Source organism: Hymenobacter fastidiosus (assembly GCF_039539565.1).
GTDB lineage: Bacteria > Bacteroidota > Bacteroidia > Cytophagales > Hymenobacteraceae > Hymenobacter > Hymenobacter fastidiosus.
The window spans coordinates 22184-48060 of record NZ_BAABDJ010000036.1; the positions used below are offsets into that span (position 1 = coordinate 22184).

The 25877-nt window shown below is 63.6% G+C and carries 19 protein-coding genes, 1 tRNA gene and 1 pseudogene; 10 read left to right on the forward strand and 11 right to left on the reverse strand.

Annotated elements, in window-relative coordinates; all coding sequences use genetic code 11:
* The first annotated feature begins 217 nt into the window (after window positions 1-217).
* A tRNA-Ala gene (locus ABD833_RS15655) sits at window positions 218-294 on the forward strand.
* A gap of 162 nt (window positions 295-456) precedes the next feature.
* On the opposite strand, the gene cysK is transcribed toward ABD833_RS15655, so the two are convergent.
* Together cysK and ABD833_RS15665 are read right to left on the reverse strand one after the other, a co-directional pair.
* Complete coding sequence (gene cysK / locus ABD833_RS15660) at window positions 457-1377, reverse strand: cysteine synthase A (RefSeq protein WP_345074236.1); 921 nt, start codon at window positions 1375-1377, stop codon at window positions 457-459.
* A gap of 76 nt (window positions 1378-1453) precedes the next feature.
* A complete protein-coding gene (locus ABD833_RS15665) occupies window positions 1454-2281 on the reverse strand; it encodes a serine O-acetyltransferase (RefSeq protein ID WP_345074237.1) in 828 nt (275 codons plus the stop codon).
* Window positions 2282-2475: 194 nt separating this feature from the next.
* On the opposite strand from ABD833_RS15665, the gene ABD833_RS15670 reads away from it, so the two are divergent.
* The gene (locus tag ABD833_RS15670; RefSeq protein ID WP_345074239.1) at window positions 2476-2817 is read left to right on the forward strand and encodes a cupin domain-containing protein; all 342 of its coding nucleotides are present in this window, start codon (window positions 2476-2478) and stop codon (window positions 2815-2817) included.
* Window positions 2818-2894: 77 nt separating this feature from the next.
* Here the strand turns inward: ABD833_RS15670 and ABD833_RS15675 are convergent, their stop codons facing one another.
* The 5 genes and pseudogenes from ABD833_RS15675 to ABD833_RS15690 all read right to left on the reverse strand — a co-directional run bounded on the left by ABD833_RS15675 (window position 2895) and on the right by ABD833_RS15690 (window position 5970).
* A complete protein-coding gene (locus ABD833_RS15675) occupies window positions 2895-4880 on the reverse strand; it encodes a peptidylprolyl isomerase (protein ID WP_345074240.1) in 1986 nt (661 codons plus the stop codon).
* Between the two features lie 108 nt (window positions 4881-4988).
* A complete protein-coding gene (locus ABD833_RS15680) occupies window positions 4989-5192 on the reverse strand; it encodes a hypothetical protein (protein ID WP_345074241.1) in 204 nt (67 codons plus the stop codon).
* A gap of 70 nt (window positions 5193-5262) precedes the next feature.
* A pseudogene (locus ABD833_RS19400) lies at window positions 5263-5346 on the reverse strand (glycosyltransferase family protein); the annotation flags it as partial.
* Window positions 5343-5681: a DUF7957 family protein gene (locus ABD833_RS15685; RefSeq protein ID WP_345074243.1), complete on the reverse strand. Its 339-nt coding sequence runs from the start codon at window positions 5679-5681 to the stop codon at window positions 5343-5345. The pseudogene ABD833_RS19400 and the gene ABD833_RS15685, both read right to left, overlap by 4 nt.
* A 106-nt stretch (window positions 5682-5787) precedes the next feature.
* Window positions 5788-5970, reverse strand: coding sequence for a hypothetical protein (locus tag ABD833_RS15690; RefSeq protein WP_345074244.1), 183 nt, complete (start codon window positions 5968-5970; stop codon window positions 5788-5790).
* A gap of 388 nt (window positions 5971-6358) precedes the next feature.
* Here ABD833_RS15690 and ABD833_RS15695 point away from each other — a divergent pair, with 388 nt between their 5' ends.
* The 4 genes from ABD833_RS15695 to ABD833_RS15710 all read left to right on the forward strand — a co-directional run bounded on the left by ABD833_RS15695 (window position 6359) and on the right by ABD833_RS15710 (window position 12470).
* Window positions 6359-7285 (forward strand): hypothetical protein, encoded by a 927-nt coding sequence (locus tag ABD833_RS15695; protein WP_345074245.1) that lies wholly within the window; start codon window positions 6359-6361, stop codon window positions 7283-7285.
* Window positions 7286-7378: 93 nt separating this feature from the next.
* On the forward strand, window positions 7379-8818 hold the full coding sequence (locus ABD833_RS15700; protein ID WP_345074247.1) for an FAD binding domain-containing protein: 1440 nt from the start codon (window positions 7379-7381) through the stop codon (window positions 8816-8818).
* Between the two features lie 235 nt (window positions 8819-9053).
* On the forward strand, window positions 9054-11351 hold the full coding sequence (locus ABD833_RS15705; protein ID WP_345074248.1) for a xanthine dehydrogenase molybdopterin binding subunit: 2298 nt from the start codon (window positions 9054-9056) through the stop codon (window positions 11349-11351).
* A 132-nt stretch (window positions 11352-11483) separates the two neighbouring features.
* The gene (locus ABD833_RS15710) at window positions 11484-12470 is read left to right on the forward strand and encodes an XdhC family protein (protein ID WP_345074249.1); all 987 of its coding nucleotides are present in this window, start codon (window positions 11484-11486) and stop codon (window positions 12468-12470) included.
* Between the two features lie 43 nt (window positions 12471-12513).
* Here the strand turns inward: ABD833_RS15710 and ABD833_RS15715 are convergent, their stop codons facing one another.
* A complete protein-coding gene (locus ABD833_RS15715; RefSeq protein WP_345074251.1) occupies window positions 12514-13116 on the reverse strand; it encodes a DUF4136 domain-containing protein in 603 nt (200 codons plus the stop codon).
* A gap of 137 nt (window positions 13117-13253) precedes the next feature.
* On the reverse strand, window positions 13254-15131 hold the full coding sequence (locus ABD833_RS15720; protein WP_345074253.1) for an ABC transporter ATP-binding protein: 1878 nt from the start codon (window positions 15129-15131) through the stop codon (window positions 13254-13256).
* An 876-nt stretch (window positions 15132-16007) separates the two neighbouring features.
* Here ABD833_RS15720 and ABD833_RS15725 point away from each other — a divergent pair.
* The 4 genes from ABD833_RS15725 (at window position 16008) to ABD833_RS15740 (ending at window position 22682) form a co-directional block, all read left to right on the forward strand.
* Window positions 16008-16262 carry a hypothetical protein gene (locus ABD833_RS15725; RefSeq protein WP_345074254.1) on the forward strand — a complete coding sequence of 85 codons (255 nt, stop codon included), beginning with the start codon at window positions 16008-16010 and terminating at the stop codon, window positions 16260-16262.
* Between the two features lie 596 nt (window positions 16263-16858).
* Window positions 16859-18049, forward strand: a complete 1191-nt coding sequence (locus tag ABD833_RS15730; protein ID WP_345074256.1) for an MFS transporter — start codon at window positions 16859-16861, stop codon at window positions 18047-18049.
* Window positions 18050-18435: 386 nt separating this feature from the next.
* Entirely contained in the window at window positions 18436-18987 is a 552-nt protein-coding gene (locus ABD833_RS15735; protein WP_345074257.1) for a hypothetical protein, read from the forward strand.
* A 113-nt stretch (window positions 18988-19100) separates the two neighbouring features.
* Window positions 19101-22682, forward strand: coding sequence for a reprolysin-like metallopeptidase (locus ABD833_RS15740; protein WP_345074259.1), 3582 nt, complete (start codon window positions 19101-19103; stop codon window positions 22680-22682).
* Between the two features lie 193 nt (window positions 22683-22875).
* Here ABD833_RS15740 and ABD833_RS15745 read toward each other — a convergent pair whose 3' ends face one another.
* On the reverse strand, window positions 22876-24987 hold the full coding sequence (locus tag ABD833_RS15745) for a ComEA family DNA-binding protein (RefSeq protein ID WP_345074260.1): 2112 nt from the start codon (window positions 24985-24987) through the stop codon (window positions 22876-22878).
* Window positions 24984-25835 (reverse strand): hypothetical protein, encoded by an 852-nt coding sequence (locus ABD833_RS15750; RefSeq protein ID WP_345074261.1) that lies wholly within the window; start codon window positions 25833-25835, stop codon window positions 24984-24986. Before ABD833_RS15750 ends, ABD833_RS15745 begins: the two co-directional genes overlap by 4 nt.
* Window positions 25836-25877: the final 42 nt, after the last annotated feature.

Consider the following 25877-nt stretch of genomic DNA (forward strand, 5'->3'; position numbering starts at 1 on the left):
CTTGCTTCGTCTGTTTTTTTTATGGCCGAGCCGCACGACTACGGCTAACTTTAAGTAAGTGAAACAGAGCAAAAAAGCGCTGCTTTTTCGCCGGCTACCGTTTTTTTCCAGCTGGGCCAAACCAAAGTATTTGCAAAAAACCTCTTGTCGGCCTTGCAGAATCCAAAACCCGCCGTACTTTTGTCAAACCAAACGCAACCGGCGGCTGGCACAATACGGGGGATTAGCTCAGCTGGCTAGAGCGCTTGCATGGCATGCAAGAGGTCATCGGTTCGACTCCGATATTCTCCACCAAAGGCCGTCTACGAATCGTAGGCGGCCTTTTTGTTTTTTGGTGCGTCGGCACCGGAAGTCCCGGAACGCAGGAAAGGCCCCCCGCCTGGGGGGCCTTTCCTGTTGGTCAATACGCCGTCCCCAAAATCCGGGCAATCCGAAAAATCCGGACGAATCCGTGGTTCAGACGAACAGCCCCTCCACTGACAGGTACCGCTCGCCGGTATCGTAGCAGAAGGTGAGCACGCGGCTGCCCTGGGGCATTTCGGGCAGCTTCCTGGCAATGGCGGCCAGCGAGGCTCCCGACGACACGCCGATGAACATCCCTTCTTCCCGGGCGGCGCGGCGGGCCATCTCGAACGATTCCTGCTGATTGACCAGAATTACGCCGTCCAGGATTTCGCGGTGCAGGTTGGCGGGGACAAATCCGGCGCCGATACCCTGAATCGGGTGCGGACCAGGGGCGCCGCCGCTGATAACGGGAGAAAGCTCCGGCTCTACGGCAAACGTCTTCATATCGGGAAAGTGGGGCTTGAGCACTTCCGTCACGGCCGTGATGTGGCCGCCGGTGCCTACGCCCGTGATGTGAAAGTCGAAACCCTCGGGTGCGTCGCGCAGGATTTCCTGGGCCGTGGTTTCGGCGTGGACCCTGATGTTGGCGGGATTTTCAAACTGCATGGGCAGCCAGGCGCCGGGCGTGTCGCGCACGATTTCGTGGGCCTTCTCAATCGCCCCCTTCATGCCTTTCTCCCGGGGCGTCAGCTCCAGGTTCGCCCCGTAGGCAGCCATCAGGCGACGCCGCTCAATCGACATCGACTCGGGCATAACCAGCGTGAGCTTGTAGCCTTTCACGGCGGCTACCATGGCCAGGCCTACGCCCGTGTTGCCCGAAGTAGGTTCCACAATCAGGCTGTCGGGCGTCAGCAACCCGTCTTTTTCGGCCTGCTCAATCATGGCCAGCGCAATGCGGTCCTTGATGCTGCCGCCGGGGTTGGCCCGCTCCAGCTTCACCCACACTTCCACGTCGGGACGGTGAGCAAACAGGCGGTTGATACGCACCAGGGGCGTGTTGCCGATAGTATCGAGAATGGTGTTGGCTTTCATGGGCTGAAACGGTGAGGTAGTGAAATGGTGCGTTACAGTTCTGTCATAGCTTCGCTTGGCTCGCCATGACAGACGCTCAAATAGAAAACACGATGTCGGCCGTGGGGTCTTCGGTGCGCGTGACGTGAATCTGGGCGCGGTGGTAGACGCGGGAATGGGAAGGCACGCTCGCGGTCAGCCACACGTTGCCCCCAATGATGCTGTGGCTGCCCACCACGGTGCTGCCGCCCAGAATGGTAGCTCCGGCATACACAACGACGTGGTCTTCGATGCTGGGATGGCGCTTGGTGTTGGCCAGGTGCTTGGCTACGCTCAGGGCACCCAGCGTAACGCCCTGAAAAATCTGGACGTGAGCCCCGATTACCGCCGTTTCCCCAATCACGATACCCGTGCCGTGGTCGATGCAGAACGAGGGGCCAATGCGGGCCCCCGGGTGAATATCGATGCCGGTGCGGGTGTGGGCATATTCGCTGAGCAGGCGCGGCACCCGGGGTACCTGCAGCTGAACCAGGGCATGCGCCAGCCGGTGCAGGGCAATGGCGTAGAACCCCGGGTAAGTGCTGATAACTTCCGTCAGGCCCTGGGCGGCGGGGTCGGCGGCCACGATGGCGGCGGCATCCTGGAGCAAGGCTTCGCGCAGCAGCGGCAGGCGGTCCAGGCAGGTAGTGGCTACGGCGGCAGCGGGCTCGGTTGGCAGTACCACCCGCAGCAGGGTGGTCAGCTGAGTTTGCCACCGCTGCAGCTCCGCCTCCACTTCGGGGGCACCGACGAGCGGCCGGGTGTTACGCTCGGGGAACAGCAGCTGCAGGAGCTGGTCAGCAAGCCGACAAAAGGCGGGACCAGGCAACGGGGCCGGAGCCTGCTGGTGGGCCTGAGTTAGTGCCTGGATAAAAGCAGCCTGCATGAGCGAGTGAATAGGCGGAGACGAAAAGCGTTGCCTCGCGCCGCCAAGATAGCAGCAATGCCACACTCCGCAACCAGCCGCCGACTATAAGGTTTGCAACCCCACCTCAGCACAACCACCCGGCGAAACCTTGCGTTAGGAAAGCGGACAGGGTTGCCTGTCGCGCCTACATCCACCATCCAAACACCTTTCCCATGGCTGATACCACCATCACCAAAGTTGATTCCAAGCATTCGCCCAAGGGCAAAGACGGCGAAAAATATCTGGCCTCCGGCGTGCATGTAGCCATGCGGATGTGGGAGAACGAACAGCCCGGGGAGGCGAAGGAAACGGCTACCCGGCCTTACGAAACCGTGGGCTACGTGCTCAGCGGCCGCGCCGAGCTGCATATCGAAGGCCAGATGGTGCTGCTGGAACCCGGCAACTCCTGGGTAGTGCCCCAGGGTGCCTCGCACACCTACAAGATCCTCGAAGCCTTCAGCGCCGTGGAAGCCACTTCCCCACCCGCGCAGGTGCACGGCCGCGAGGACGCGTAAGCTTTTTAGCCCCGCATCCATAAAGGGCCCGACCTCAGCTGAGGTCGGGCCCTTCTGCTTTGTGCCTGGTTTCTGAATTACCGCACCAAGTCGATCCGCTCGATCCGGTCGCCAATTTCCAGGCGGCTCACCACTTCCATCCCGCTCACAACCTGGGCGAAGATGGTGTAGCGACCATCGAGGTGGGGCGTGGGAGCGTGGGTGATAAACCACTGGCAGCTTTCGGTATCCTTGCCGGCCGAGGCCAGGCCCACGGCTCCTTCGCCGTAGTGGAGGTCGGCGAATTCGGAGCGTAGGTTGTAGTCGGAGCTGCCCCAGCCATCCCCGCGGGGGCAGCCACCCTGCGCCACGAAGTTGGGCACGACGCGGTGGAAGTTCTTGCCGTTGTAGAAGCCCTGCCGCACCAGCGCCACGAAGCTGGCGACGGAGCCCGGGGCCTGTTCCACGAGCAGCCGGAACGTCACGTCACCCTTGCCCGTGCGGATAATGGCGCGCTGCCCGGTCGGAATAGTTTGCACCAACGCCCAGTCGATGGGGTGAGACCCGGCTTTGGCCACCGGAAACGGCACGGCCGGAATATTTTCCAGGAAGTCGATGGTCTGCTGCAACGACTGCCAGGCCTCCAGGTCGCGGGGCAGCAGGAGCTTGTCGCGGGCCTGCCGCAGAAACCCGGTGTTGGCAAACAGGCGGCGCAGGTTCAGCTTAGGGTTGCGCAGGGCTTCGGCCGCCGTGCCCATCACGGCTACGTCGCCGGTACCGATGGCGCGCTGGAGCAGTAGGGCAAACGCGGGCTGCAGCTCCACCGGAAACGCCGGATTGCTGCGCATGGCTACCAACGCCTCGGTGCCGTAGGTGCCGATAACGACCGGCTGCCCGGTCAGAAACGTGGCCCGGGTTACGAAGTCGTAGGCGGCCGGATCTTCGCCCAGCGCCTTCAGCAGATAGCCCTTTTCGTAGGGGTCGGCCGCGGCGGAATACCGTTCCTGAATAGCCGCGCGAATGGCGGCCTGCTGGTTGCCACCCTGCTTGAGGGCCGCGGCCAGCAGCGTGGCCCGCACCCGCCAGGTCGTGAGCCTGTTCGCCTTTTCCAGCAGACTCGCGCCCGGCTCACCTTTGGCATGGGCCAGGAAAAACTCGGCTGCCGTCAGGGCCACCTGCTCATTAGCATCCGTCAGCGCATCCCAGGCCGCTTCCTTCACGGGGGCGTACTGGGCGGCCGTCATGGCCCGCAAGGCACTGATGCGCACGCGGTAGTCCGGGTCCCGACGCGTGAGCACCGACAAAGCAGTAGGCACGGCAGCGGCCGGGGAAGCTTTACTCAACGAGGCGGCGGCGGCACTGCGCACGGCGTAGCTGGGGTCGTTCTGGGCTACGGCGGCAATAATGGCAGCGTAAGGCGTCAGGTTGAGGCCGCGGGTGCGGGCCAGCGCATTGGCCGCCGCCAGACGGGCGCCGGACGGATTAGCCTGGGCCAGCAGCTGCACGGTGCGGGCCACGGCCGCTTCCGACGTCAGCCCGCGCAGGCCGGCGCGGTACAGGCCCCAGGCCTGACCGGCCAGGGCGGCGGTGTCGGTAGCCAGGTTGGCGGGCAGCCGGGTCAGCGTTGCCAGCCCAGTGCGGGACGTGCATTTGCCCAAAGCCTCCAGAACGTAGCGGCGGGTGGTGGCATCGGGCTCTTCAGTGATGCGCTGGCGCAGGGCATTTTCAGCGGTGGAGTCGGCCGTCTGGCCCAGGGCGTAGGCGGCAGCGCGGCGTACGGTCACGTCGGCATCGGCGAGATGGGCGCTGAGGGCCGCCGTGGCGGCTTTGTCCTGCACTGAGGCGAAAGCCAAAGCGGCTTCGCGGCGGTACTGGCCTTCGGGCCGCTCCAGAAACGGCAGCAGCGCGCTGGTAGCCCGCGCATCCTGAGCCGTGGCAATCTGGCGCAGCCCAGCGTCAGCGAATTTATTGGTAACCGGCGGGGGGGCGGCTACGGGCCGCGAAACGCAGGCGGTAACTCCGGACAGCAGGCTGCCCGCCGCGACTACGGCAAGGGCAAAACGACGAAACACAGGTTGGCTCATGGGTGAGCCAAGATAATGAGTTGCCAGTTGCCAGTTGTGAGTTGCCTGTTGCCTGTTGCCAGTTGTGAGTTGCCAGTTGCCTGTTGCCTGTTGTGAGTTGCCGGTTGTCTACTGGTTCAACGACCACGACTGGCAACTGGCAACTGGCAACTCACAACAGGCAACTGGCAACTGGCAACTCATAAAGTCGCGGTACTTGGCGAAGTTGACGCGCAGGGTTGCGGGAGCCGTACGCAGGGTGAGAGCCGCCGTGCGCGACTTCGACACGGTGAGGTTGCGGTATGCCAGACGGAAGCTCCGGATTTCGTGCATCCAACCCCGGAAAATTGGCGACCAGCATCTGGTAGGCGCGGGGGCTGCTCACCACGCGCACGTTACGCCCCCGACTCAGCAAATGGCCGATGACGACCCTGCTGCGCGTCGCGTGGCCCAGGTTTTCGCCGGGCACGCCGTAGAGAATGTTCACGTGGTCCGGACTTTTTGGAGAACGTGCCCATTGATCAGGTTCAGCTGCACAGCCCAGCCCAGCCAGTTACTGGCCCACAGCTGCCCCGCATCTTCCCACAGCTCGCGGTAGGGATTATCAGTGGCCCCGGATACCGACTGCAGCACTTCGGCTTTCCAGAGCAGCACCCCCGCCGTGGAAATGGCCGTCACGTTGTTGTTGTAAAGAATACCCAGGGGCGATTCTTCCAGCAGGAGAATCATTTCGCCCAGCGGCAGCAGCTTGGTGATATGGTATCGGGTCTGATAAAGCAGGGCTCCATCGACGATAACCTGGTTTCGTTCGCTGCTGATCATGAAAGGAGTTGGTAAGCCCGGATGCTAATACAAGTACCACTGAAACGCGAAGGACGGCGTTACGGTAGCAAGCTGCCGTAACGCCGTCCTTCGCTGCTGAGTTATATTATTTCACCCGCTCCGGTTCCCGCGTCTGGCCTTGGTCCGGATCCTGGAGCCGCATCAGATAGCTACCGGCGCTCAGGTCGGTGGTCGAAAACGGAATTTCGGGCGGCCCCGCCGGCGTAGCATCAACCGGCGCATTACCGGCCCGGGAGGGCACGTCCGGCACCACGACGGTAACCGGCACCGGCCTGACGACGACGAATCAGCCGCTGATCTTCGTCCTGGCGCCGGACGAAAGGCACCGTGTATGCCTACCCAAACCGGGGACTGTCGACCTGGCGTGGCTGTGCAGTCAGCCGGTGGACTTTTTACGTTGTCAGACAGCGGAAAGGCCCGGCCGGCTCGCCAGCCGGATGCCCGCCGGCAGCTTTCATTGGCAAGAGCTTCAGCCAGATACCCTGTCCGGATAGCGCGGACGACAAGCTACCCAGGGTTGGACGCGGCGGGCAGTTTTGCGGGCTGGTCGGGGTCACCACGAACTCGTAAGCGCTGTTCGTGTACTTTCGGCCCGGTTTTGGTCCCGCGCCATCCATCATTTATTTTCTTCTCTGGTCTATTTTCGTTTTCTGCTGATGCAAGGGCTTCCTACTTTTCGCACTGGGTTGGCGCTGGCCGCGCTCACCGCTTTCTTCGCTACCAGCTGCATGGCCCCGCGCGCCATCACCAGCTCCGGCAAGGTTACGCCCCGGGGCGAATTCCGCGTGGGTGGTACGCAGTCGTTCAACATCCCCACCGAAACCATCAGCAAAACCGGCGCGGTGGTGAAAGAAGCCGCGGACCAGCTCAGCCGCCAGGACAAAGTGCAGTACAGCGACCTGGTCGACAAGCTGCAGGTGGCCGCCCTGACCTACGTTATTGACCCCGTGCAGCCCGCCGCCGATCTTTACGTACGCTACGGCGCTATTGACCGGCTCGACGTGGGCTACAAGTACGCTTTCGGCTCCCACGTTTTCGATGCCATGTACCAGTTTATGGGCACTACGGGCACGCCCGAGAGTCCGGGCGGCGCGGCCGGGGGCATGTACGGCAGCATCGGCCTGCAGTTTGCCACCCAGCGGGCCAGGCTGCCCACCATTCCCTATTTCGACAACATCAACAGCCTGCTCCGCTTCCAGGCCAACCGCAACGACCTGCTGGTACCGCTGGTATTCAGCAAGTCCTTCGGGCCGGAAGAAGAAATCGGGGCCGTGTCGTTCGGCGCCGTGTACACCCGCACGTTCCTGCGCTACGGCTTCGACCCGCGCAACATCTACAAGTCGGGCTCCAGTACCGACCTGCTGCCCACGCTGCCGGAGCAGAGGCGCAGCTTCTCGTCGTACGGCGCTTTCGCCAACGTGAAAATCGGCTACCGCTACGCCTACATCATTCCGGCGTTTGCGATGTACTACCAGAACTACGGCACCTTCCAGCTGCTCAACAATAAGACGGCCAAGCTCAAAGGATTCACCTTTATTCCCTCCATCGGCCTGCAGTTCCGCATCCCCACGTCCCGCAAGTAAATCGGCGCGCTGTTTTCAGCCCGGCCATCCGCTCACGGATGGCCGGGCTTTTTTGTTAACTTGAACGCCCTGCTTTGCCTTTTCTTCCGTCGCATGCTGCACTTTTACCTCAACAACCAGCGTATTCGCACCGACCAACCGGCGGGCAGCACCCTGCTCGATTTCGTGCGCTACCACCAACACCTGACCGGCACCAAAATCGGCTGCCGCGAGGGCGACTGCGGAGCCTGCACCGTGCTGGTCGGCGAGCTGCAACCCGACGGCCAGACCATGCGCTACCAGTCCATGACCTCGTGTCTGACGCCATTGGGCAACGCCCACGGCAAGCATATCGTGACGGTGGAAGGCATCAACGCGGCGGCGGGTACCCTCACCCCGGTCCAGCAGGCCATCGTGCAGGAGGGCGGCTCCCAGTGCGGCTTCTGCACCGTGGGCTTCGTAATGTCGCTCACCGGATACGCCCTGAGCCACCAGCCCGCCACGCCCGCCGGTGGACTGGCGGCTATCGACGGCAACATCTGCCGCTGCACCGGCTACAAGTCCCTGGAGCGGGCCACGACCCGGCTTACGGAGCAGCTGGCCGCACGGCCGGCCGAAAACGGAATGGCCTGGCTGAGTGAGCAGCAGTTCGTGCCCGCGTATTTCCAGGAAGTGCCGGCCCGGCTCCAGACCCTGCAAGCCGAATTGCAGTCAAACGAGACCAAAAACCAACAACCAATACCCAATAACCAAATCCTGGGCGGCGGCACCGACCTGCTGGTGCAGCGCCCGGAGCAGCTCCGCACCGCGCCGGTGCAGCTGGTCTTCGATCAGACCCACCTGCGCGGCATCCGCCAGCACGCCGACGGACGGGTAGTACTGGGCGCGGCCGTTACGGCCGAAAGCCTACGCGACTCGCCCATCATGCGCCGTCTTTTTCCCCGCCTTGCCGATTACCTGAAGCTGGTTTCGAGCACGCCCATCCGCAACATGGGCACCGTGGCCGGCAACTTCGTCAACGCCTCCCCCATCGGCGACCTGACCATTTTCTTCCTCGCCCTCGATGCTGGCCTGACGCTGGAATCGGCGGCCCGGCAGCGGCGACAGCTGCCACTGCGGGAGCTGTACCAGGGCTACAAAACCCTGACCAAAGAAGCCGACGAGCAGGTAGTAGAAATCAGCTTTGAGGCCCCGGAACCCACTGACTTTTTCAACTTCGAGAAAGTCTCCAAGCGTACTCACCTCGACATTGCCAGCGTGAACTCGGCAGCCTGGCTGCGCATCGATCAGGGTTTTATCCGGGAAGCGCGTATCTCGGCCGGCGGCGTGGGGCCCGTACCGCTGTGCCTGGCCAAAACCTGCGCCTTCCTGGTCGGCCAGGCAATCAGCGCGGCCACCGTGGCCGCGGCCAATGAGGTGATGCAGACGGAAATCAGCCCGATCAGCGACGCCCGCGGCACCGCCGACTACAAGCGCCTGTTGCTGCGGCAGCTGCTGTTTGCCCACTTCCTGCGGTTTTTTCCGGAGCAGATTAACCTGCGGGAATTGATGTAGTTTTTTTCGCCTGTCATCCTGAGCAGAGCGAAGGACCTTCCTCTTCGCCGCCGCAAAACTCATTTCAACGTCTCCTCTTCCACCGCTGACAAAAAAGGTTTTGCTTAATTAAGGGGCTTCTGCTTCGCCCGGAGGCAGGTCCTTCACTCCGCTACGCTCCGTTCAGGATGACAGGCGAAATTTCAAAAAAACCGGTATGCTGCGCCTCACAGCGGCTACTCCGAATACTCAACCCATGAATCACCTCGACCCGGTGCGCCACGTGCGCGGCGAATCCCAGTACGTAGACGATATTCCGACCCAGCGGGGCACGCTCTACGCGGCCGTGTTCGAGTCGCCGCGGGCCCACGGCCGGCTGCTGAGCCTCGATTTCGCGGCGGCGCTGGAGCAGCCCGGCGTGGTGCGCATCCTGACGGCGGCCGACATTCCCGGCGAAAATCAGATTGGCGGCATCGTGCCCGATGAGCCGCTGCTGGCGCAGGGGCACGTGCATTTCCGCGGGCAGCCCGTGGCGCTGGTGCTGGCCGAATCTGAACACCAGGCCCAGGCGGCGCTGTCGTTTATCACGGCGGAAATCGAGCCGCTGCCCATCATCACCGACCCACGCGTGGCCGCGGCCCAGGGTGAGCTGATCGTGCCGCCGCGCACCTTCCGCCTCGGTGACGCGGCGGCGACCTGGAGCCAGTGCACCCACGTTTTCGAGGGGGTGGCGGAGTCAGGCGGCCAGGAACATCTGTACATCGAAACCCAGGGTGCTTATGCCTACCCGACCGAAATGGGCGGCGTGCGGATTATTTCCTCCACCCAGGGCCCCACGGCTCTGCAACGCCATACGGCCCGCGTGCTGGGTATCGGCATGCACCAGATTGAGGTTGACGTAACCCGGCTGGGCGGGGGCTTCGGCGGCAAGGAAGACCAGGCCACCCCCTGGGGCGCTTTAGCCGCGCTGGGGGCTTTCGTGGTGCGCCGGCCCGTGAAGCTGATCCTGGACCGCATGGCCGACATGCGCATGACCGGCAAGCGCCACCCCTACTCCTCCGATTTCCGCATTGGCCTCGATGCCGACCTGCGCATTCTGGCCTACGAAGTCACGTTCTACCAGAACGCCGGCGCCGCCGCCGACCTCTCGCCGGCCGTGCTGGAGCGGACGCTGTTCCACGCCACCAACGCCTATTTCATCCCCAACGTGACGGCCACGGCCTACAGCTGCCGCACCAATCTGCCACCCAACACGGCCTTCCGGGGGTTTGGCGGGCCCCAGGGCATGTTCGTGATGGAGTCGGCCATCGTAAAGGCGGCGGAAGCTTTGGGCGTTGCGGCCAGCGAGATTCAACGGCGGAATCTGCTGCGCGAAGGCGACCTGTTCCCGTACCGCCAGCCGGCCGAAATGTGCAACGCCCGACTGGCCTGGGATACGGCCGACCGGATCTACGACCTGGCGAACAGCCGGGCGGCAGTAGCGGCTTTCAACGAAACCAGCGAGCAGTTCAAAAAAGGGCTGTCGGTGATGCCGATTTGCTTCGGCATTTCCTTCACCAAAACGCCCATGAACCAGGCCCGGGCGCTGGTGCACATCTACACCGACGGCACCGTGGGCGTGAGCACCGGCGCGGTGGAAATGGGGCAGGGCGTAAACACCAAGATAGCCCAGGTAGCGGCCCGGACGCTGGGCATCGGGGTGCACCGCATCAAGGTGGAAAGCACCAACACCACCCGCGTGGCTAACACGTCTCCTTCGGCCGCCAGCGCCACCGCCGACCTCAATGGCAAAGCCACGCAAATGGCCTGCGCCGCGCTGCGGGAGCGGCTTTTGCGCCACGCCTGCACCGAGTACACCCTGAATTACGAAGGCCTCGAAATCAGCAACGAGCAGGTGCTGGCCGCCGGGGTAGTGGCTGACACGAACTGGGAGAAGCTGGTTTCCTCCGCCTACTGGAAGCGCGTGAGCCTGACCGAAAACGCCCACTACGCCACTCCCCACCTGCATTTCGACCCCGTTACCAATCAGGGCCACCCCTTCGCCTACCACGTTTACGGCACGGCCTACACTACCGTCACCGTCGACTGCCTGCGCGGCACCTATGCCTTCGACGCAGTACAGATTGTCCACGACTTCGGGGAAAGCATGAACCCGGCCATCGACCAGGGCCAGATTGAGGGCGGGGCAGTGCAGGGCATCGGCTGGATGACGTTGGAAGAGCTGATCTACAACGACGAAGGCCGCCTGCTGACCAACTCGCTCAACAGCTATAAAATCCCGGATCTGTACTCCGTACCGCAGCAGATGCCGGTGCATTTTCTGGCTACCCCGGGCCATCCGCAGGCCATTCTGCGCTCCAAAGCCGTGGGCGAGCCGCCGCTGATGTACGGTATCGGGGCTTACTTCGCGGTGCGCGACGCCATCCGGGCCTTCCGCCCCGGCCACGAAATAGCTTTCTCGGCGCCCATCACGCCGGAGAAAGTGCTGTTGAATCTGTACCCGAATGCGGTGGCCGCGCCGGCTGGTCCGGTAGTGGTTTCGGCGGAAGCATAACCATCCACCAGAACGTCATTCCGAGCTTGCCGAGGAATCTCGCGTGCTGACGCCTGGTTAGTAATCCTACGTCAGCACGCGAGATTCCTCGGCAAGCCCGGAATGACCGTTCTTTTTTCAGTGCTCTTGCCTGTGCAACCACCTTCTTTCTCCTCCCAATCCCGGCCCCGCGACCTGCTGGTCTGGCAGCACGCGGCGTACCACCTGCGGGCCGGCCAGCCGGCCGCGCTGCTGTGCGTCCTCAGCAGCCACGGCAGCAGTCCGGGCCGGCAGGGCTTTAAGATGAGCGTGGCGGCTGATGATACCGCCGGCTCTATCGGGGGCGGAATCATGGAGCACAAGTTCGTGGACCTGGCCCGGGCTAAGCTGCGCGAGGCGGATCCGGCCCTCGTGCTGCGGCCCCAGATTCACCGCCGCGAGGCCCCCACCGACCGCTCCGGCATGATCTGCTCCGGCGAGCAGGTGGTGTTGCTCTTCCCGTTGCAGGCCCATGACCTGCCGACTATCGAAGCCGGCATCCGGGCCCTGGAGCAGCTGTCGGCGGCGTACTTGCGGCTGTCGGCCACCGGCTTACAGATCAATCCAGCGGCGGCGGACACGCCCGGCTTCACCTACCAGGAGGGCTCCGACTGGTACTACGAAGAGCGGCTGGGCTTCCGCGACCAGGTCACGGTTGTGGGCGGCGGGCACGTTGCCCTGGCCCTGTCGCGCGTGCTGGCCACGCTGGACTTTGAGCTGACGGTGCTCGACGACCGGCCCGGGCTGAACACGCTGGCCCAAAACCCCTATGCTCACCACAAGCGCACCGTGCGCTACGAGGCGCTGGCCCGGGAAATCCCCGAAGGCCCCAACCAGTTCATCGTCATTATGACTTTTGGCTACCGGCCCGATGAGGTTGCCCTGCGCCAGCTGCTGGGCCACCGGGTGAAATACCTGGGGCTGCTGGGCAGTCAGGCTAAAGTAGCGCAGCTGTTGGGCACGCTACGGGCCGCGGGTTTGCCGGAACACGCGCTGGCCCGGATTCACACGCCCATCGGTCTGCCAATTCACAGCCGCACCCCGGAGGAAATAGCCATCAGCGTAGCGGCCGAGCTGATCAGCGTGCGCAATTCGGAATAGCCAGTGGGAGCCTGATCTTACGGTGTCGAATCGGTGCAAACGGCTAGTTGTGCGTCCCCTGTCCTTCGTTGCCGTTGAGGTAGCCTTCGGTGAAGACCCGGTATTGATCGAAGATGGAGCGGACCGAACGTCGCAGCACCACTTCGCCCCGTGGTCCGGGGGGCACCGTGACGCCCGAAGCGTAGCCGTTCCACACCGCCCGGTTGGTGTGGTTATCAACCAGGGTAATGAGCAGGGTACCTTCGGCCAGGATCATCCGAACGGGCCTGTAGCCCTGACGCTCTTCTTTGGGAGTATTTTCATCCTCAACCTGGCCATTGTTCACCCAGCGCGCGATATCATCCTGGGCATACCCGCGGAACGACATGTCGCCCTCAAATACGCGGAAGATCACCAGCAGGTCGGGGCGGTTGCGAGCGGCCCGGTAGCCCTGCACCTTCATTCGGGTGCGGATAGCATCGCGCAGCACCTCGCCCGTCTTGCTGGTGTCGGCAGCGAGGCCGCTCCCCGTTACGAACTCATAGGTGCGATACCGGCGAAAGGTACCGGCGTAGCTGTAATCAGATTCAATACGGGCTTCCCGGGAGGCCAAGCAGCCGGATAAGGTCAGGCCCAGGCCCAGCCAGAACGGAACAGATAGTTTCATACGAGCAGACGTAGGGGGAACACTCTCTTCAAGTTACGACTTACTCGTGCGCTACAAGATTGACAATCAGCTAAAAGACCGTGTAAAATTTTGGCATATTCCGCTCACACCCTCCAATCCCCGCTTTCGGCCAGGCGCTACCGATACCCGGCCGCCTGCAGAGCAAATAGTTCGGCATAACGCCCCGCTTTACCCAGCAGCTCCTCGTGGGAGCCGATTTCCACAAACTGCCCGTTTTCGATGACCAGAATCCGGTTGGCCATGCGCACGGTGCTAAACCGATGCGAGATAAGGATGGCGGTTTTACCCTGGGTCAGCTCGGCGAAGCGCTGAAACACTTCGTGCTCGGCGCGGGCGTCGAGGGCGGCGGTGGGCTCATCCAGAATCAGGAGCTGAGCGTCGCGCATGTAGGCCCGGCCCAGGGCTATTTTCTGCCACTCGCCCCCGCTCAGGTCCACGCCGCCGGCAAAGCGGCGGCCGATAATCTGGTCGTAGCCGTTGGGCAGCTTCTGCACCACCGTATCGGCCAGGCTCTGCGCCGCGGCCGACTCGATGCGGGCCTGGTTGTCCTTTTCCTCGATGCGGCCCACGGCCAGGTTCTGCCCCGCGGAGAGCTGGAAGCGCACGAAGTCCTGGAAGATGACCCCGATTTCCTGGCGCAGCTCGGCCGGGTCGTACTCGCGCAGGTCGTGGCCGTCGAGCAGGATGCGGCCTTCGGTGGGGTCGTAGAGGCGGGCCAGCAGCTTGACCAGGGTAGTTTTGCCGGCCCCGTTTTCACCCACCAGCGCCAGCTTTTCGCCCGCCTGGAGCTGGAAGTTCAGATTACGCAGGGCCCACTTTTCGGCGTTGCGGTACTTGAAGCCCACATTCTCAAACGTAAAGCCTTCCCGGATCGGGTGCGGAAACGGGCGCACCACGTGGGCTTCGTCGCGGATGATGCGGGGCTTGAGGTGGAAGAAGTCGAAGAAATCCTGGAGGTAGAGGGCTCCATCGGCCACCGAGCTGAACCGGCTCAGGATACCCTCCAGCAGCCCCCGCATCCGGGCAAAGGACCCGGCCAGAAACGTGAGCTGCCCAATGGAAATCTGGCCGCGCACGGCCTGGCTGATGATGTAGACGTAGGCCGCGTAGTAGCCCGTGGCGCCCACCCCGGCAAAGAAAGCCCCCCAGCCCGCGCGGCGAATCACGAGGTCCTTGTTCTTCTGGTAGAAGTCGTCGGACAGCAGCCGGAACCGGTCGATGAGGAAGGGTGAAAGGCCGAAGATCTTAACTTCCTTGGCCGTTTCGTCGGAGGCTCCGGTCTGGCGCAGGTAGTCCAGCTCCCGCCGCTCGGGCGTCCAGCCGTGCACCAGCGAGTAGCTGCGCTCATTGAAGTGCGACTCGCCCAGAAACGCCGGAATCACGGCCACCAGGAGCAGCAGCAGCAGCCACGGATTGAACGCCACCAGGCCCACGGCCAGAAAGGCCATCGTAATGGCGTCCTGGGCCTGGCTCAGCACCTGGGCCATGAGCACCGTGCGCGAGAGGGTCTGGCGGCGCGCCCGCTCAAGCTTGTCGTAGAAGGTGCTGTCCTCGAACTGGTCGAGGTCCAGCTCGGCGGCGTGCTCCATCAGGCGCACCGAGGTGCGGTTGGCAAACAGGTCGCCGAGCAGGGAATCGAGCAGGGCCACGCCCCGGCCCAGGGCATCGGACAGGATGGCCAGGCCAAACTCCAGGGCCACCAAAGTCAGGACGGGCGTAAGCAGCCGGTCGGCGGCGGGCTGGCGGCTGAGCTGCACCACGGCGTCGAGGATCAGCTGCGCCACGTAGAGCATGGCCACGGGCAGGGCCGCCCGCAGCAGGCGCAGCAGTACGTTGCCCAGGGTGAGGGCCGGGCTGGTTTGCCAGATCAGGCGCAGAAACTCCGGCAGGTTTTTCAGGGCCGAAACCCGTTCCCGCACCGAAACGGCGGGCTTGCCGTCGGGCTGGGGCTTTTTGGCAGAAATAGTGGCGAAGAAGGAATCGGAACGAGCCATAGGCCCCGGCTACGGCACACTTCGGGCCGGAGTTCCGGGGCGGCCGTTTTGGCAGGGGGGAGTTGGGGGAATGGAGTTACCTTGCCCGGATTAAGGGTTATCACATCGACCAGAATGCTTCTCTATAAGAACTCAAAGCTCTACAAATCAAGGACTTACAAGCTGATCTGATAAGCCACTAATCAAGGAGGCCACAGCGTAGGAACCCTGAATTACCTATTCTACTTCCTATCCCTGCACCAACCGGCTGTTCAAACTGCTCTTTTCCTAACGGGCTTCCTCCAAGCCTGGGCCATGGTGATTGTGCTGCCTGAGCGTTTCAGCAGCCGGATGACTGCCAGGCAAGCGCGAATCTACTCTGGCAGGTTTTAACCCGGCATACTACCGCGGATTCATGACCGGGGTACGCTCCGGTCCGGCGGCTTTTTCAGCCGTCGGGCCGGTCGCCGCCAGAACAACCTGCCAGCATGAACCAATATCCGCGACCTTCGACCGGCCCGACGGCTGAAAAAGCCGCCAGCATGAACCAATATCCGTGACCTTCGACCGGCCCGACGGCTGAAAAAGCCGCCAGCATGAACCAATATCCGCGACCTTCGACCGGCCCGACGGCTGAAAAAGCCGCCGGACCGGACCGTACCCCGGTACCCCGATTCCGAAACCGCTATAGCGGCCAACCCCTCATGGCAGAAGTTGCCAAGATCGGTAAATACACAACTTGCAGCGTCGCCAAAAAAGCCCCTGCCGCCGGGGCTTCCTCGTGCCAGGCCGACACGTCTTTACAACCAAGAACAACTCGCAGGAGTTGCTCTGTCTGGTCAGCAGCGATGCGCGCCTGAACCAGGTCCAACTCACCGCCACGCAACCTCAGTTACTATGTTTTCCAGTAAAGACTACTCTAAAATGACGCTTGAAGAATTAGGGTCAGAAGAGAAAAAAATGAAATCACAGAAAACCATAACTGCTGTGTTCATAGGGGTGTTGATTGGCATTGCTGTCTGGTCTGCTACCCATAAAGGGTTTGTCCTGCCGGTTATTTTGCTGATTTCTGCTTTTCTAATTGGTTACAGAAATTCACAAAACCTGAAGAGCGTCCAGGCGGAAATAAGCCGCAAGGATCCGGTTGGTTAATTACAGCGTCAGCGAACGGGGTAGGTCCCGGCCCGACGACTTTTTCAGCCGTCGGGCCAGTTTCCGTTCGCCGACGCTGTTCAGGCGGCATGGCGCAAGCGGCGACCGGCCCGACGGCGGGTAGCCGCCGGACCAGCAGCCACCCCGTTCGCGAAACCGCTGTAGCTCGAGGTGCGCCGGTTTCGGTCGACAGGCAGACCCTGTTGTACACGACGTTGGAGTACCCTAACCGGCGCGAGTGTAGCGACGAAGGAGCGTAACCCGGGACCAGCCTTCGGGCGAGGCTGTGCCTCGCAATAGAACGATGCGGCCGGACAAGCCAAACGGCGCGGCCCCGCTTTGCCGCTGGCATGGCAGTGGAGCGGCAAACTCCCCCTTTTGCCGGGCACGGGTTACGCTGCCTGCGGCCGCTAAACTCCCGCCCGCGCCGGCCCGCAACCGCTGGCCGCCGTTTGGCACTCCGTGAGGCGCACCGAAGCGGGAGAGTGCCCGGCAAGCTCGTAATGACCGTTCTGCCCCAGCCGCCCCCGCACAGGTAGCGCTACCGCCCGGGTTTTCTGCCGACCTTTGCAGACCTTATCCGTGCCGCAGTGTCCATGCCTTTCCTTAAAAGCAGTGTTTATACCGTCGGCTTCTGGCTGATGTGCCTGAGCTCATTTCTGTTTTTCATGAGCTTCAACATGCTCCTGCCCGAGCTGCCCGACTTCCTGACGCGGCTGGGCGGGGCCGAGTACAAGGGGTTCATCATTGCCTCCTTCACCCTCACGGCGGGCCTTTCGCGCCCCTTCAGCGGGAAGCTGGCCGATACCGTGGGCCGTATTCCGGTGATGGTGTTCGGCTCCCTGGTCTGCTTCATCTGCGGGTTCTTCTACCCCTGGATTTCCACCGTGGGCGGCTTCCTGCTGCTGCGGCTCCTGCACGGCTTCAGCACCGGCTTCAAGCCTACCGGCACGGCCGCCTTCATTGCCGATATCATTCCTTACCAGCGCCGGGGCGAAGCCATGGGGCTGCTGGGCGTGGCGGGCTCGTTGGGCATGGCGGCCGGCCCGGCGCTGGGGCCCTACATCACGGCGGCCACGTCGCTCAATACGCTGTTCTACTGCTCCTCGGGCCTGGCCCTGCTGAGCCTGATCGTGCAGGGCACCATGACCGAAACGCTGCCCCCGGCCCAGCGTCAGCGTTTCAGCTGGCGCCTGCTGCGCCTCGACTGGCACGAGGTGCTGGAACCCCGGGTACTGGGCCCGGCCGTGGTCACGCTGCTGTGCCTGTTCCCGTTCGGCGCCATTCTGACGGTGATACCGGATCAGAGCCAGACCCTGGGCCTGAGTCCCGCGGAGAAAGGCCTGTTCTTCACCTGCTTCACCCTGTCGTCGCTGCTGGTGCGCCTCGTGGCGGGCCGGGCCTCCGACCGCTACGGCCGGCTGCTGATCCTGCGGGTGTCGACGGTGCTGCTGGCGGCCTCGCTGCTCCTGCTCACGCTGGCCCACTCGAAGGAGCTATTTCTGGCGGCGGCCCTGCTGTTTGGCATTGCCGCGGGGCTGAACTCGCCCACGCTCTACGCCTGGACCATCGACCTGAGCCACCCCGAGCGGCGCGGGCGGGCGGTGGCCACCATGTACATTGCCCTCGAAGCCGGTATCGGGCTGGGGGCGCTGCTGGCGGGCTGGATTTTTGGCAACGTGGCCGCTCACCTCCCCTATGTGCACGCGCTGAGTACGGCTTCGGCGCTGCTGGCGCTGGCCTACCTGCTGTGGGGGGTGAAAACCCCGCCCGCTGTAGAGGCTTAGCCCCGGCTCCCGCGGACTTTACTTGGGGCGCTCCGTCTTTTTTGACATCTTTGAGGTGGTCCCGGTCTGCGCCATTGCCTATTCTATTCTTCCCCTCGAAGCTGTTTAGTAATTCGGTTTTTTGTCGATTGTCATCCTTCATCTGTCGGACGCTTGCGAAGGATGACGGACCTGTTGAATTACTAAACAGCGCCCTCGAAAACGGACAGCTAAGCCTACGACTCCCAAAACCCGGGTAGTTCGAAAGCGGCGGGGCCTGGCGGAGCGCCGGAAGTGGTGGCGGCGGCATTTCCGGTAGCCCGCACTCCGGCAGGTTTGGCCGGATTATCGCATCTTCCCCTATTCTGACTCCGTCATCCCGGCGGGTCAGCCTTTTGCTGCCGAAGATGACGTCATTCCTGCTCCTGCCGCTTATTGCCCTGCTCACTGGTTCGCCGCCGGCTCAACCGTCCCGCCCCGGCAGCTTACCCGGGCAGTCCGGGTTCTGGCGCGCGGTACCCCCGGCCCAGGCCCGCCGCCTCGGCCCCCCGCGGCTGGCTCCGGCCCGCTACCGGGTGTTCACGGTAGATCTGACCGGCCTGCGGCAAGCCCTGGCTACGGCCACTCCCACTTCCGGCCCGGTGCTGCTCCTGCCGCTGCCCGATGGTCGTCAGCAGGCTTTCCGGATGCGGACCACCACCGTCCTGGCCCCCGAGCTGGCGGCCAGGTACCCTAGCCTGCGCACTTACGCCGGCCAGGCCACGACGGCCTCAGCCGACTATGTCCGCCTCGAAATAACCCCGGCCGGAGTGCGGGCCCTGCTGGGGCGGGCGGGGAGTACTATCCTGATTGAGCCCTACCGGGCCGGTGATACGCGATACTCTATCTGTTTCGACAAAAATTCGCTTCCTGCCGGCAGCAAGCAGGTTTTTGAAGTTCCCGGCGGACCCGTACGCTGACCAGTAGCGGACAGTAGCGGGTTTTTCCGGCGGCTTGCGCCGCACGGTAAGAGGAAATCCTTCTATCTTAGGGTCTTCATCCTAAGCGCGTTTCGCGGCCTCACTCTTCCCCTATGATTTCAACCTTTACGAACGTGTTGCGCACCTGGCAGCCAGCTTTGCTGGGTGGTTTATTGTGCGCAGCAGCCGGGCAGCCGCAAACCGCGGTAGCTCAGCGCGTGCTGTGGGCCGATGCCGCCCAGGCCCCCGCCGCCGCCCGCCAGACGATGGCCCGGCTCAGCCAGTACCGCTCCGTTACGGTGCAGCTCGAGTCGATGCGGGCCACCCTGGCGCCGGCGCCGGTGGAGCAGGGCGCCGGCGCCCGCAACTCGGCCACGGTAGTTTCGCTACCATTGCCCGACGGCACTTCCCAGCGCTTCCGCATAGTCCAGACCCCTGTTATGGAGCCGGCGCTGGCCGCCCGCTACCCCAATATCCGGACCTACGCGGGCCAGGGCATCGACAACCCCGCCGCCACTGCCCGCCTCGACGTGACCCCGGCCGGTTTTCACGCCATGATCAGTCTGGCGGGCCGCACCGTTTACATTGACCCGGCCACCAACGGCGACACCGGGCACTATGTAGTCTTCGACCGGCAGGCCATGAACTCGAAGGGGTTTGTCTGTCTGAACGATGACGCCCAGGATCTGGGGGTGCCCGAGCCCCCGACGGCGCAACGCGCGCCCAATGGCGCGCTGCTGCGCACCTACCGGCTGGCTCTGGCCTGCTCCGGAGAATACGCCGTAGCGGTGTGCGCCCCGGCCACGCCCACCAAGGAGCTGACGCTGGCCAAGATGGTGACTTCCGTGAACCGCGTTGATGGGGTGTACGAGCAGGAAGTAGCGGTGCGCCTGGTGCTGATAGCCAATACCGACCAGCTGATCTACCTCGATGGCACCACCGACCCCTATACCAACGACAACCCCTCCGCGCTGCTAAGCGAAAATATCAGCAACGTCAACACCATCATCGGAACTGCCAACTACGATATCGGCCACGTGTTTACCACGGGCGGCGGCGGCGTAGCCTACCGGCCTTCGGTATGTACTAACCTTAAAGCCGGAGGCGTAACGGGTCTGCCCAACCCCGTCGGCGACGCTTTCGATATTGACTACGTCGCCCACGAGATAGGCCACCAGTTCGGCGGCGACCACACGTTCAACAGCAACACCGGCAACTGCGCGGGCCGCAACCGGGCCGCAACGTCGGCTTACGAGCCCGGCAGCGGCATTACGATCATGGCGTATGCGGGCATCTGCTCTCCGCAGAACCTGGCCAACAGCAGCATTCCCTACTTCCACTCCCGCAGCTTCGACCAGATCGTGGCCCACATCACGGGCGCGGGCAGCTGCGGCGTCAATACGGCAACGAACAATAATGCCCCGCTCGTAAAGGCCGGCCCCAACTACCGGATTCCGGCCCGTACCCCCTTCACCCTCACGGGCTCGGCTATCGACCCGGAGAATGATCCGCTGACCTATTCGTGGGAGCAGTTTAACCTCGGCCCGGCGGGTTCCCCCAACACGCCGGTGGGCGATGCCGCCATTTTCCGGGTTTTTGCGCCCAGGACGTCGCCGGCCCGCACATTCCCCAAGATCTACAACCTGATTACCAATACCGATACCATCGGGGAGCAGCTGCCCACCTACAGCCGCCGGCTGATTTTCCGCCTCGTGGGCCGTGACAACCGCGTGAACGGCGGCGGGGTCGATTACGACTCGATGCACGTTGTGGTAGTAGGCTCGGCCGGACCGTTCCTGGTAACCTACCCCAACACCCCGGGGTCGGCCATTTCCTGGCTGGCCGGCACGCCCCAGGAGGTGAGCTGGGAGGTGGCCAACACCACGGCAGCCCCCATCAACGCGGCCAACGTGGACATTATGCTTTCGACGGATGGCGGCCGAACGTTCCCTACGACGCTGCTGGCCAATACGCCTAACGATGGTACCCAGACGATAACGCTTCCCATAACCTTAGCCGGCACGGCCACGGCCCGCATCAAGGTGCAGGCTTCGGGCAATATCTTCTTCGACATTTCCAACCAGAACTTTGCCATCCGGGCCGTTACGGCTCCTACCTTCTTCCTGACGGCAACCCCGGCTGGCGGCGGAATCCCGGCCCTCTGTCCCGGCAGCTCTGCTGCTGTTACCGTGGCCGTAGGTCAGCTCCAGGGCTTCACGGGCGCAGTCACGCTGTCGGCCGCTAACCTGCCCGCGGGGCTTTCCGTGGCCTACACCAACGCGACAGTAGCGGCAGGCGGCACCACGCAAGCTACCATTACCGCTACGGCGGCCGTGGCGGCGGGCACCTACTTCATTAACCTGAGCGGAACCAGCGGCAGCACCACCCAAACCCAAACCGTACGAGTCATTATCCGCACGTCGGCTACCGTGGCCGCCGTACCCGTTTCGCCGGTGGGGACTAGCCGGGTGGCCCCCCGCCCCCGCTTCAGCTGGAGTGCCGTCCCGAATGCGGCCAGCTACGAGCTGCAGGTAGCTACCGAAGCCACGTTTGCCAACCCCGTGCTCACCCAGGCCAATATCACGGGCACCAGCTATACCCCCGCTACCCCGCTGCTGGCTAACACCACTTACTTCTGGCGCGTCCGCGGGGTCAGCCCCTGCGGTACGGCTCCTTACTCAGCGACCACTCAGTTCCGGACGGGCCTGGAAGTGTGCAATACGACGGTAGCTACGGCGGTGCCGAAAGTTATTCTGCCCGATGCCAACAGCACCGTGACGTCGGTTATCACCATAGCCAACACCGATCAGGTTTCGAATGTCCGCATCCGCAATCTGATGATCACCCACCCCAACGTGGGAGAGCTGGAAATCAGCCTCACCAACCCTGCGGGCCGGACGGTGGTGCTGGCTTCCCGGGTTTGCCCCGGCACCAGCGACCTCAGTCTGAGCTTCGATGATGCCGCCGCCGCCGCCCTGACCTGCCCCCTGACGGGTGGGGCCACGTACCGGCCGGCCAATCCGCTGGCCGCCCTGATCAACGACCCGGCCAATGGTGACTGGACGCTGAGCATCAACGACAACGCGGCGGGCAACGGCGGCACGCTCACGGGCTGGAGCCTGGAGCTGTGCACCGTCGGCGACGCTCCGGCGGCGCCATCGTCGCTGACGGTTATTGCCGGCACGTTCTCGAACGGCTCCAACGAAAACACCCTGATCTGGCTCGACAACTCGACCAATGAAACCAGCTTCCAGGTGGAGCGCGCGTTTGGCACGAATACCACTTTCCAGCTGGTAGCTACCACCGGGGCCAACGAATCGAACACCGTAGACCGCGTAACGGTTAGTGGCACCTACTACTACCGCGTCCGGGCCTGCAACGCCGTCGGCTGCTCCGCCTACACCACCGAAGCCACGGTGCTGAGCAACCGTAACGCCGAGCTGCTGCAAGGCATCGACGTGTACCCCAACCCAAGCACGGGCGTCTTCCGGCTGAACATCGACAACGGCCGGCGGGGCAACATTACCCTGCGCGTCACCGATGCGCTGGGCCGTACGGTAGCGGCTGAAACGCTGGTGAAAGGCACTACGGCGCTGCAACATCAGCTCGACCTGAGCAAGCTCAGCCCCGGCATGTACCAGCTGCACCTCGACCTGCCCAACGGCACGGCCGTAACGCGCCTGCTGAAGCAATAAGCGGCTTTGTAGCTTGCCTCTGAAAAGGGCGGTTCCGATGGGGAGCCGCCCTTTTTTTTGCGTTGGGGGCTATGATGATTTCTCAAGAAGCGGTTTGAGTTAGCGCAAGAGCCGTCGGAACGAGGTAGCGACGCGACCCTTCGCGTCTCCTCGTTGAACGACCGAAACAGCGGCTTCCAGGCAGCTGATAGGCCTAAAACTTATACCGGACCTGCGCTTTCACCTCGCCCCGAACCGGGCCCTGAATTTCTTCCAGCCCGGAACCCACGCTTTGCTGGTGACGGTAGTGGGTTTCGGCGTAGCGCAGCCAGAGGGTGAGGTGGCGGGTGCATTTCACTTCCGCAATGGCATACACGCGCGTACCCTGACCGGAAAGGGCGGGAATAGAAAAAGCATACAGCACATCCTGCTCGAACACGTATTGCCGGGTGTCGTAGTCGTCGGTGTCGAACAGGGCATAGCGGCCACTCAGCCGCAGGTAGCGGCTCACGGTAACGGAGGCATCCTGGGCCAGCACGTAGCCGGTACGCAGCGGGCCGCCGTCTGCGCGGTAGCGGGTGCCCTGCACGCGGGTGCGCAAACTCAGGCTGAGCGTCGGACTCGTATCATAAAACAGCAGCAGGCTGTGGCGCACGGTGGCTACCGGCATACGCACCGGACGGGGGGCAGCGGGGCTGCGGGCATCGTACTCCTTCACGCGGGAGCGAAACTGGGCGTAGAGCAGGCTGGTTTTCGCGGGCGTGAACGTCAGACGCACCAGCCAGTCGTAGCCCTGCGAGGGGGCCGAAACCTGGTACTTCACCCACGGAAACCAGAACTGGTCGTAGTAGGCCGAGACTTCCCACCGGGCCAGGGGCCGCACTTTCAGGCCCGCGTACAGCCCGGTTTCGTTGATGTTGCGGGTGTTTTCGCTCAGAGCGTTGCCGTAGAAGGTGTGGAAGTCGCGGCGGTAGTGCCGGTAGAGCACTGACGCATCGACGTTGGGCGTCAGACTGGCCAGCAAACCATTGACCGATCCGATACCGCCGCCCGTGGAGCGGGCCGTTTCGCCGAATAGCAGCAGGTTGCGCACCACGTAGCTGTAGTGCGCCCCCACGGCCAGGTTGTCGCGGCCCCGGAATTCGTAGCGGTTATAGAGTTCCGCCCGCCGCTGAATGGGCGTGTCGAAGTGGGTGTTGACGGCCGTGAGGCCCGCACTGAAGTGGCCGCTGCGGCTGACGTAGCTCAGGTTGCCGCCCCCGATGGTTTCGCGCAGCGCCTGGCGGTTAGCCAGCTCATTGGCCGTACGGTGAAACCCGGTCAGCAGCAGGCCCGAGGAGAATTCGTCGAACTGCGCCAGCGAATCGGTAGCCGACTGCACGCTGGCATCGACGCGCTTACGCGAGACGAAGGCCGTGGCCCGGATGGTGGGCACCACCGCCACCGTAGCCGCCGCGCCCCGGAAAAAAGCACTTTCCAGCACGGAGGAATAGGCCCGTACCCCCAGACTGCTGCGGCGGATGGTGGTGATGGTTTCGGCCCCCTTGCCCACCTGCAGCCCCGACGACAGCAGTAGTCCCTGCCCGAACTGGAGCTGATAGTCGCCGATAGCCAGGGTTTTAAGCTTGCCGCGCTCCTGCAGCAGAAAGTGGGCGGAATAGAAGTCGGCGCCGTAGCGACGGGTGGCCGGACTCCAGGTAAGCTGCTCGCCGGCGTCCTTTTCCGCCGTCAGGCCCAGGCTGAAGTCGCGGGCGTGGCTGACGCGGTAGCGCACCAGCAGCTTGTCGGGCGAGCCGAGGTAGCGGCTGGCGAGGCCACCGCGGCTGCTGTCGGCGGGGGTATAGCCCCGGCGCTGCTGCACCACCCGCTCGTAGCGCACGAACAGGGCGTTGTTGTCTTCGCGGGCCATCCGCTGCCAGAGTGGTACCCGGCTGCCGCCGGCACCAGCCAGCACCGTCACGAACGGGGCCACGCGGTAAATGGAACGGGTATCGAAGCCCTGAATGCTTTGCAGCTCGTAGAGGCTGATCAGGCTGCCGCGCCGCTGCCGGTGTTCCAGCAGATGCGAAATCTGGGCTTCCGAAAACAGCAGCAGGCCCCGCAATTCCTCCCGGCTGGCGGTGTTCAGGTTAAGCGGCGTCTGGTAGTACTGGAGCAGCGTTTCGTACAGATCCTCGTAGGGCACCTGGTCGCTCTGAATTTCAGCGAACAGCTCCTGCACCAGCCGGTCAAGGTCGGCGGGCGGGCGCACGTATTCCTGGGCCCGGGCGCGGAATACAGTCAGCCCCACCAGGAATAAGGCCAGCAGGCACAATCCGCGTTTCATGGTTTTTTCAGCCGTTGCAGGCCCACACTCAGGTGCTGACTCAGCCCCAGCCGCGCCTGCCAGGCCGCCGCGTAATCCACCTGAAACTGCCCGGCCCGCAGGCCGATGCCCCCGGTCGTTTGCCGGGTCAGCGACGAAAATCCGGCCCGCACCGCCAAAGCGGCCACGGCCTGGTACTCCAGCCCGGCCTTAAAGTCTGCCGCCTGGGCCACATCCTTCTCGGTTTCCACGTTGAGCCTCACCTTGTCCGTCGGCTGGTACGAAAGCCCCGCCTTCAGCACGGTCGGGACCCGCTCGTCTTCGTACCGGGCCAGCCGCGCCTGATTCAGATTGTAGAGGTAAGCGCCGAAATACAGGCGTTTGGGCACCACCTCCGCTTGCCCGCCTACGGAGCCGGTCACGGAGCGGCGGCTGCCCAGCCCTTCAATGCTGATCTGCAGTACATCTACCCGCGCCCCGATGCTGAACAGGCCGCCCCGGTAGCCGTAGCCCGTACCCACGCGCTGCTCGGAGTACAGCTTATCGCCGAAGCGCTGCACCTCCACGCCGACCACACCATTTGGCGCTTTCCCGTCGCGGAGGCTGCCGAGCGGCAGCGCCGCCGTCAGCACGGCGTTGTTGAGGGCCCGGCTCAGGTAGCGGTTTTCAGCGTACACGCCCACGAAGGCCTGGGTGAGCTGGCCCAGCCCGGCTACGTTATTGCCCATGGCCCAGCCGTCGGCCAGGGCCACGGAGGCGTTGCCCAGCGCCGCCGCCCGGGCCCCACGGATTCCGGGGCCGCTACCCTGGCCGTGGGTCGAGCCGGTAAGAATGCACAGTACACCCAGAATAAAGTAGCGATTCGGCATAAGCGGCAAAGCTGATGGTGCAGGCCCGGGGCCGGATACAAT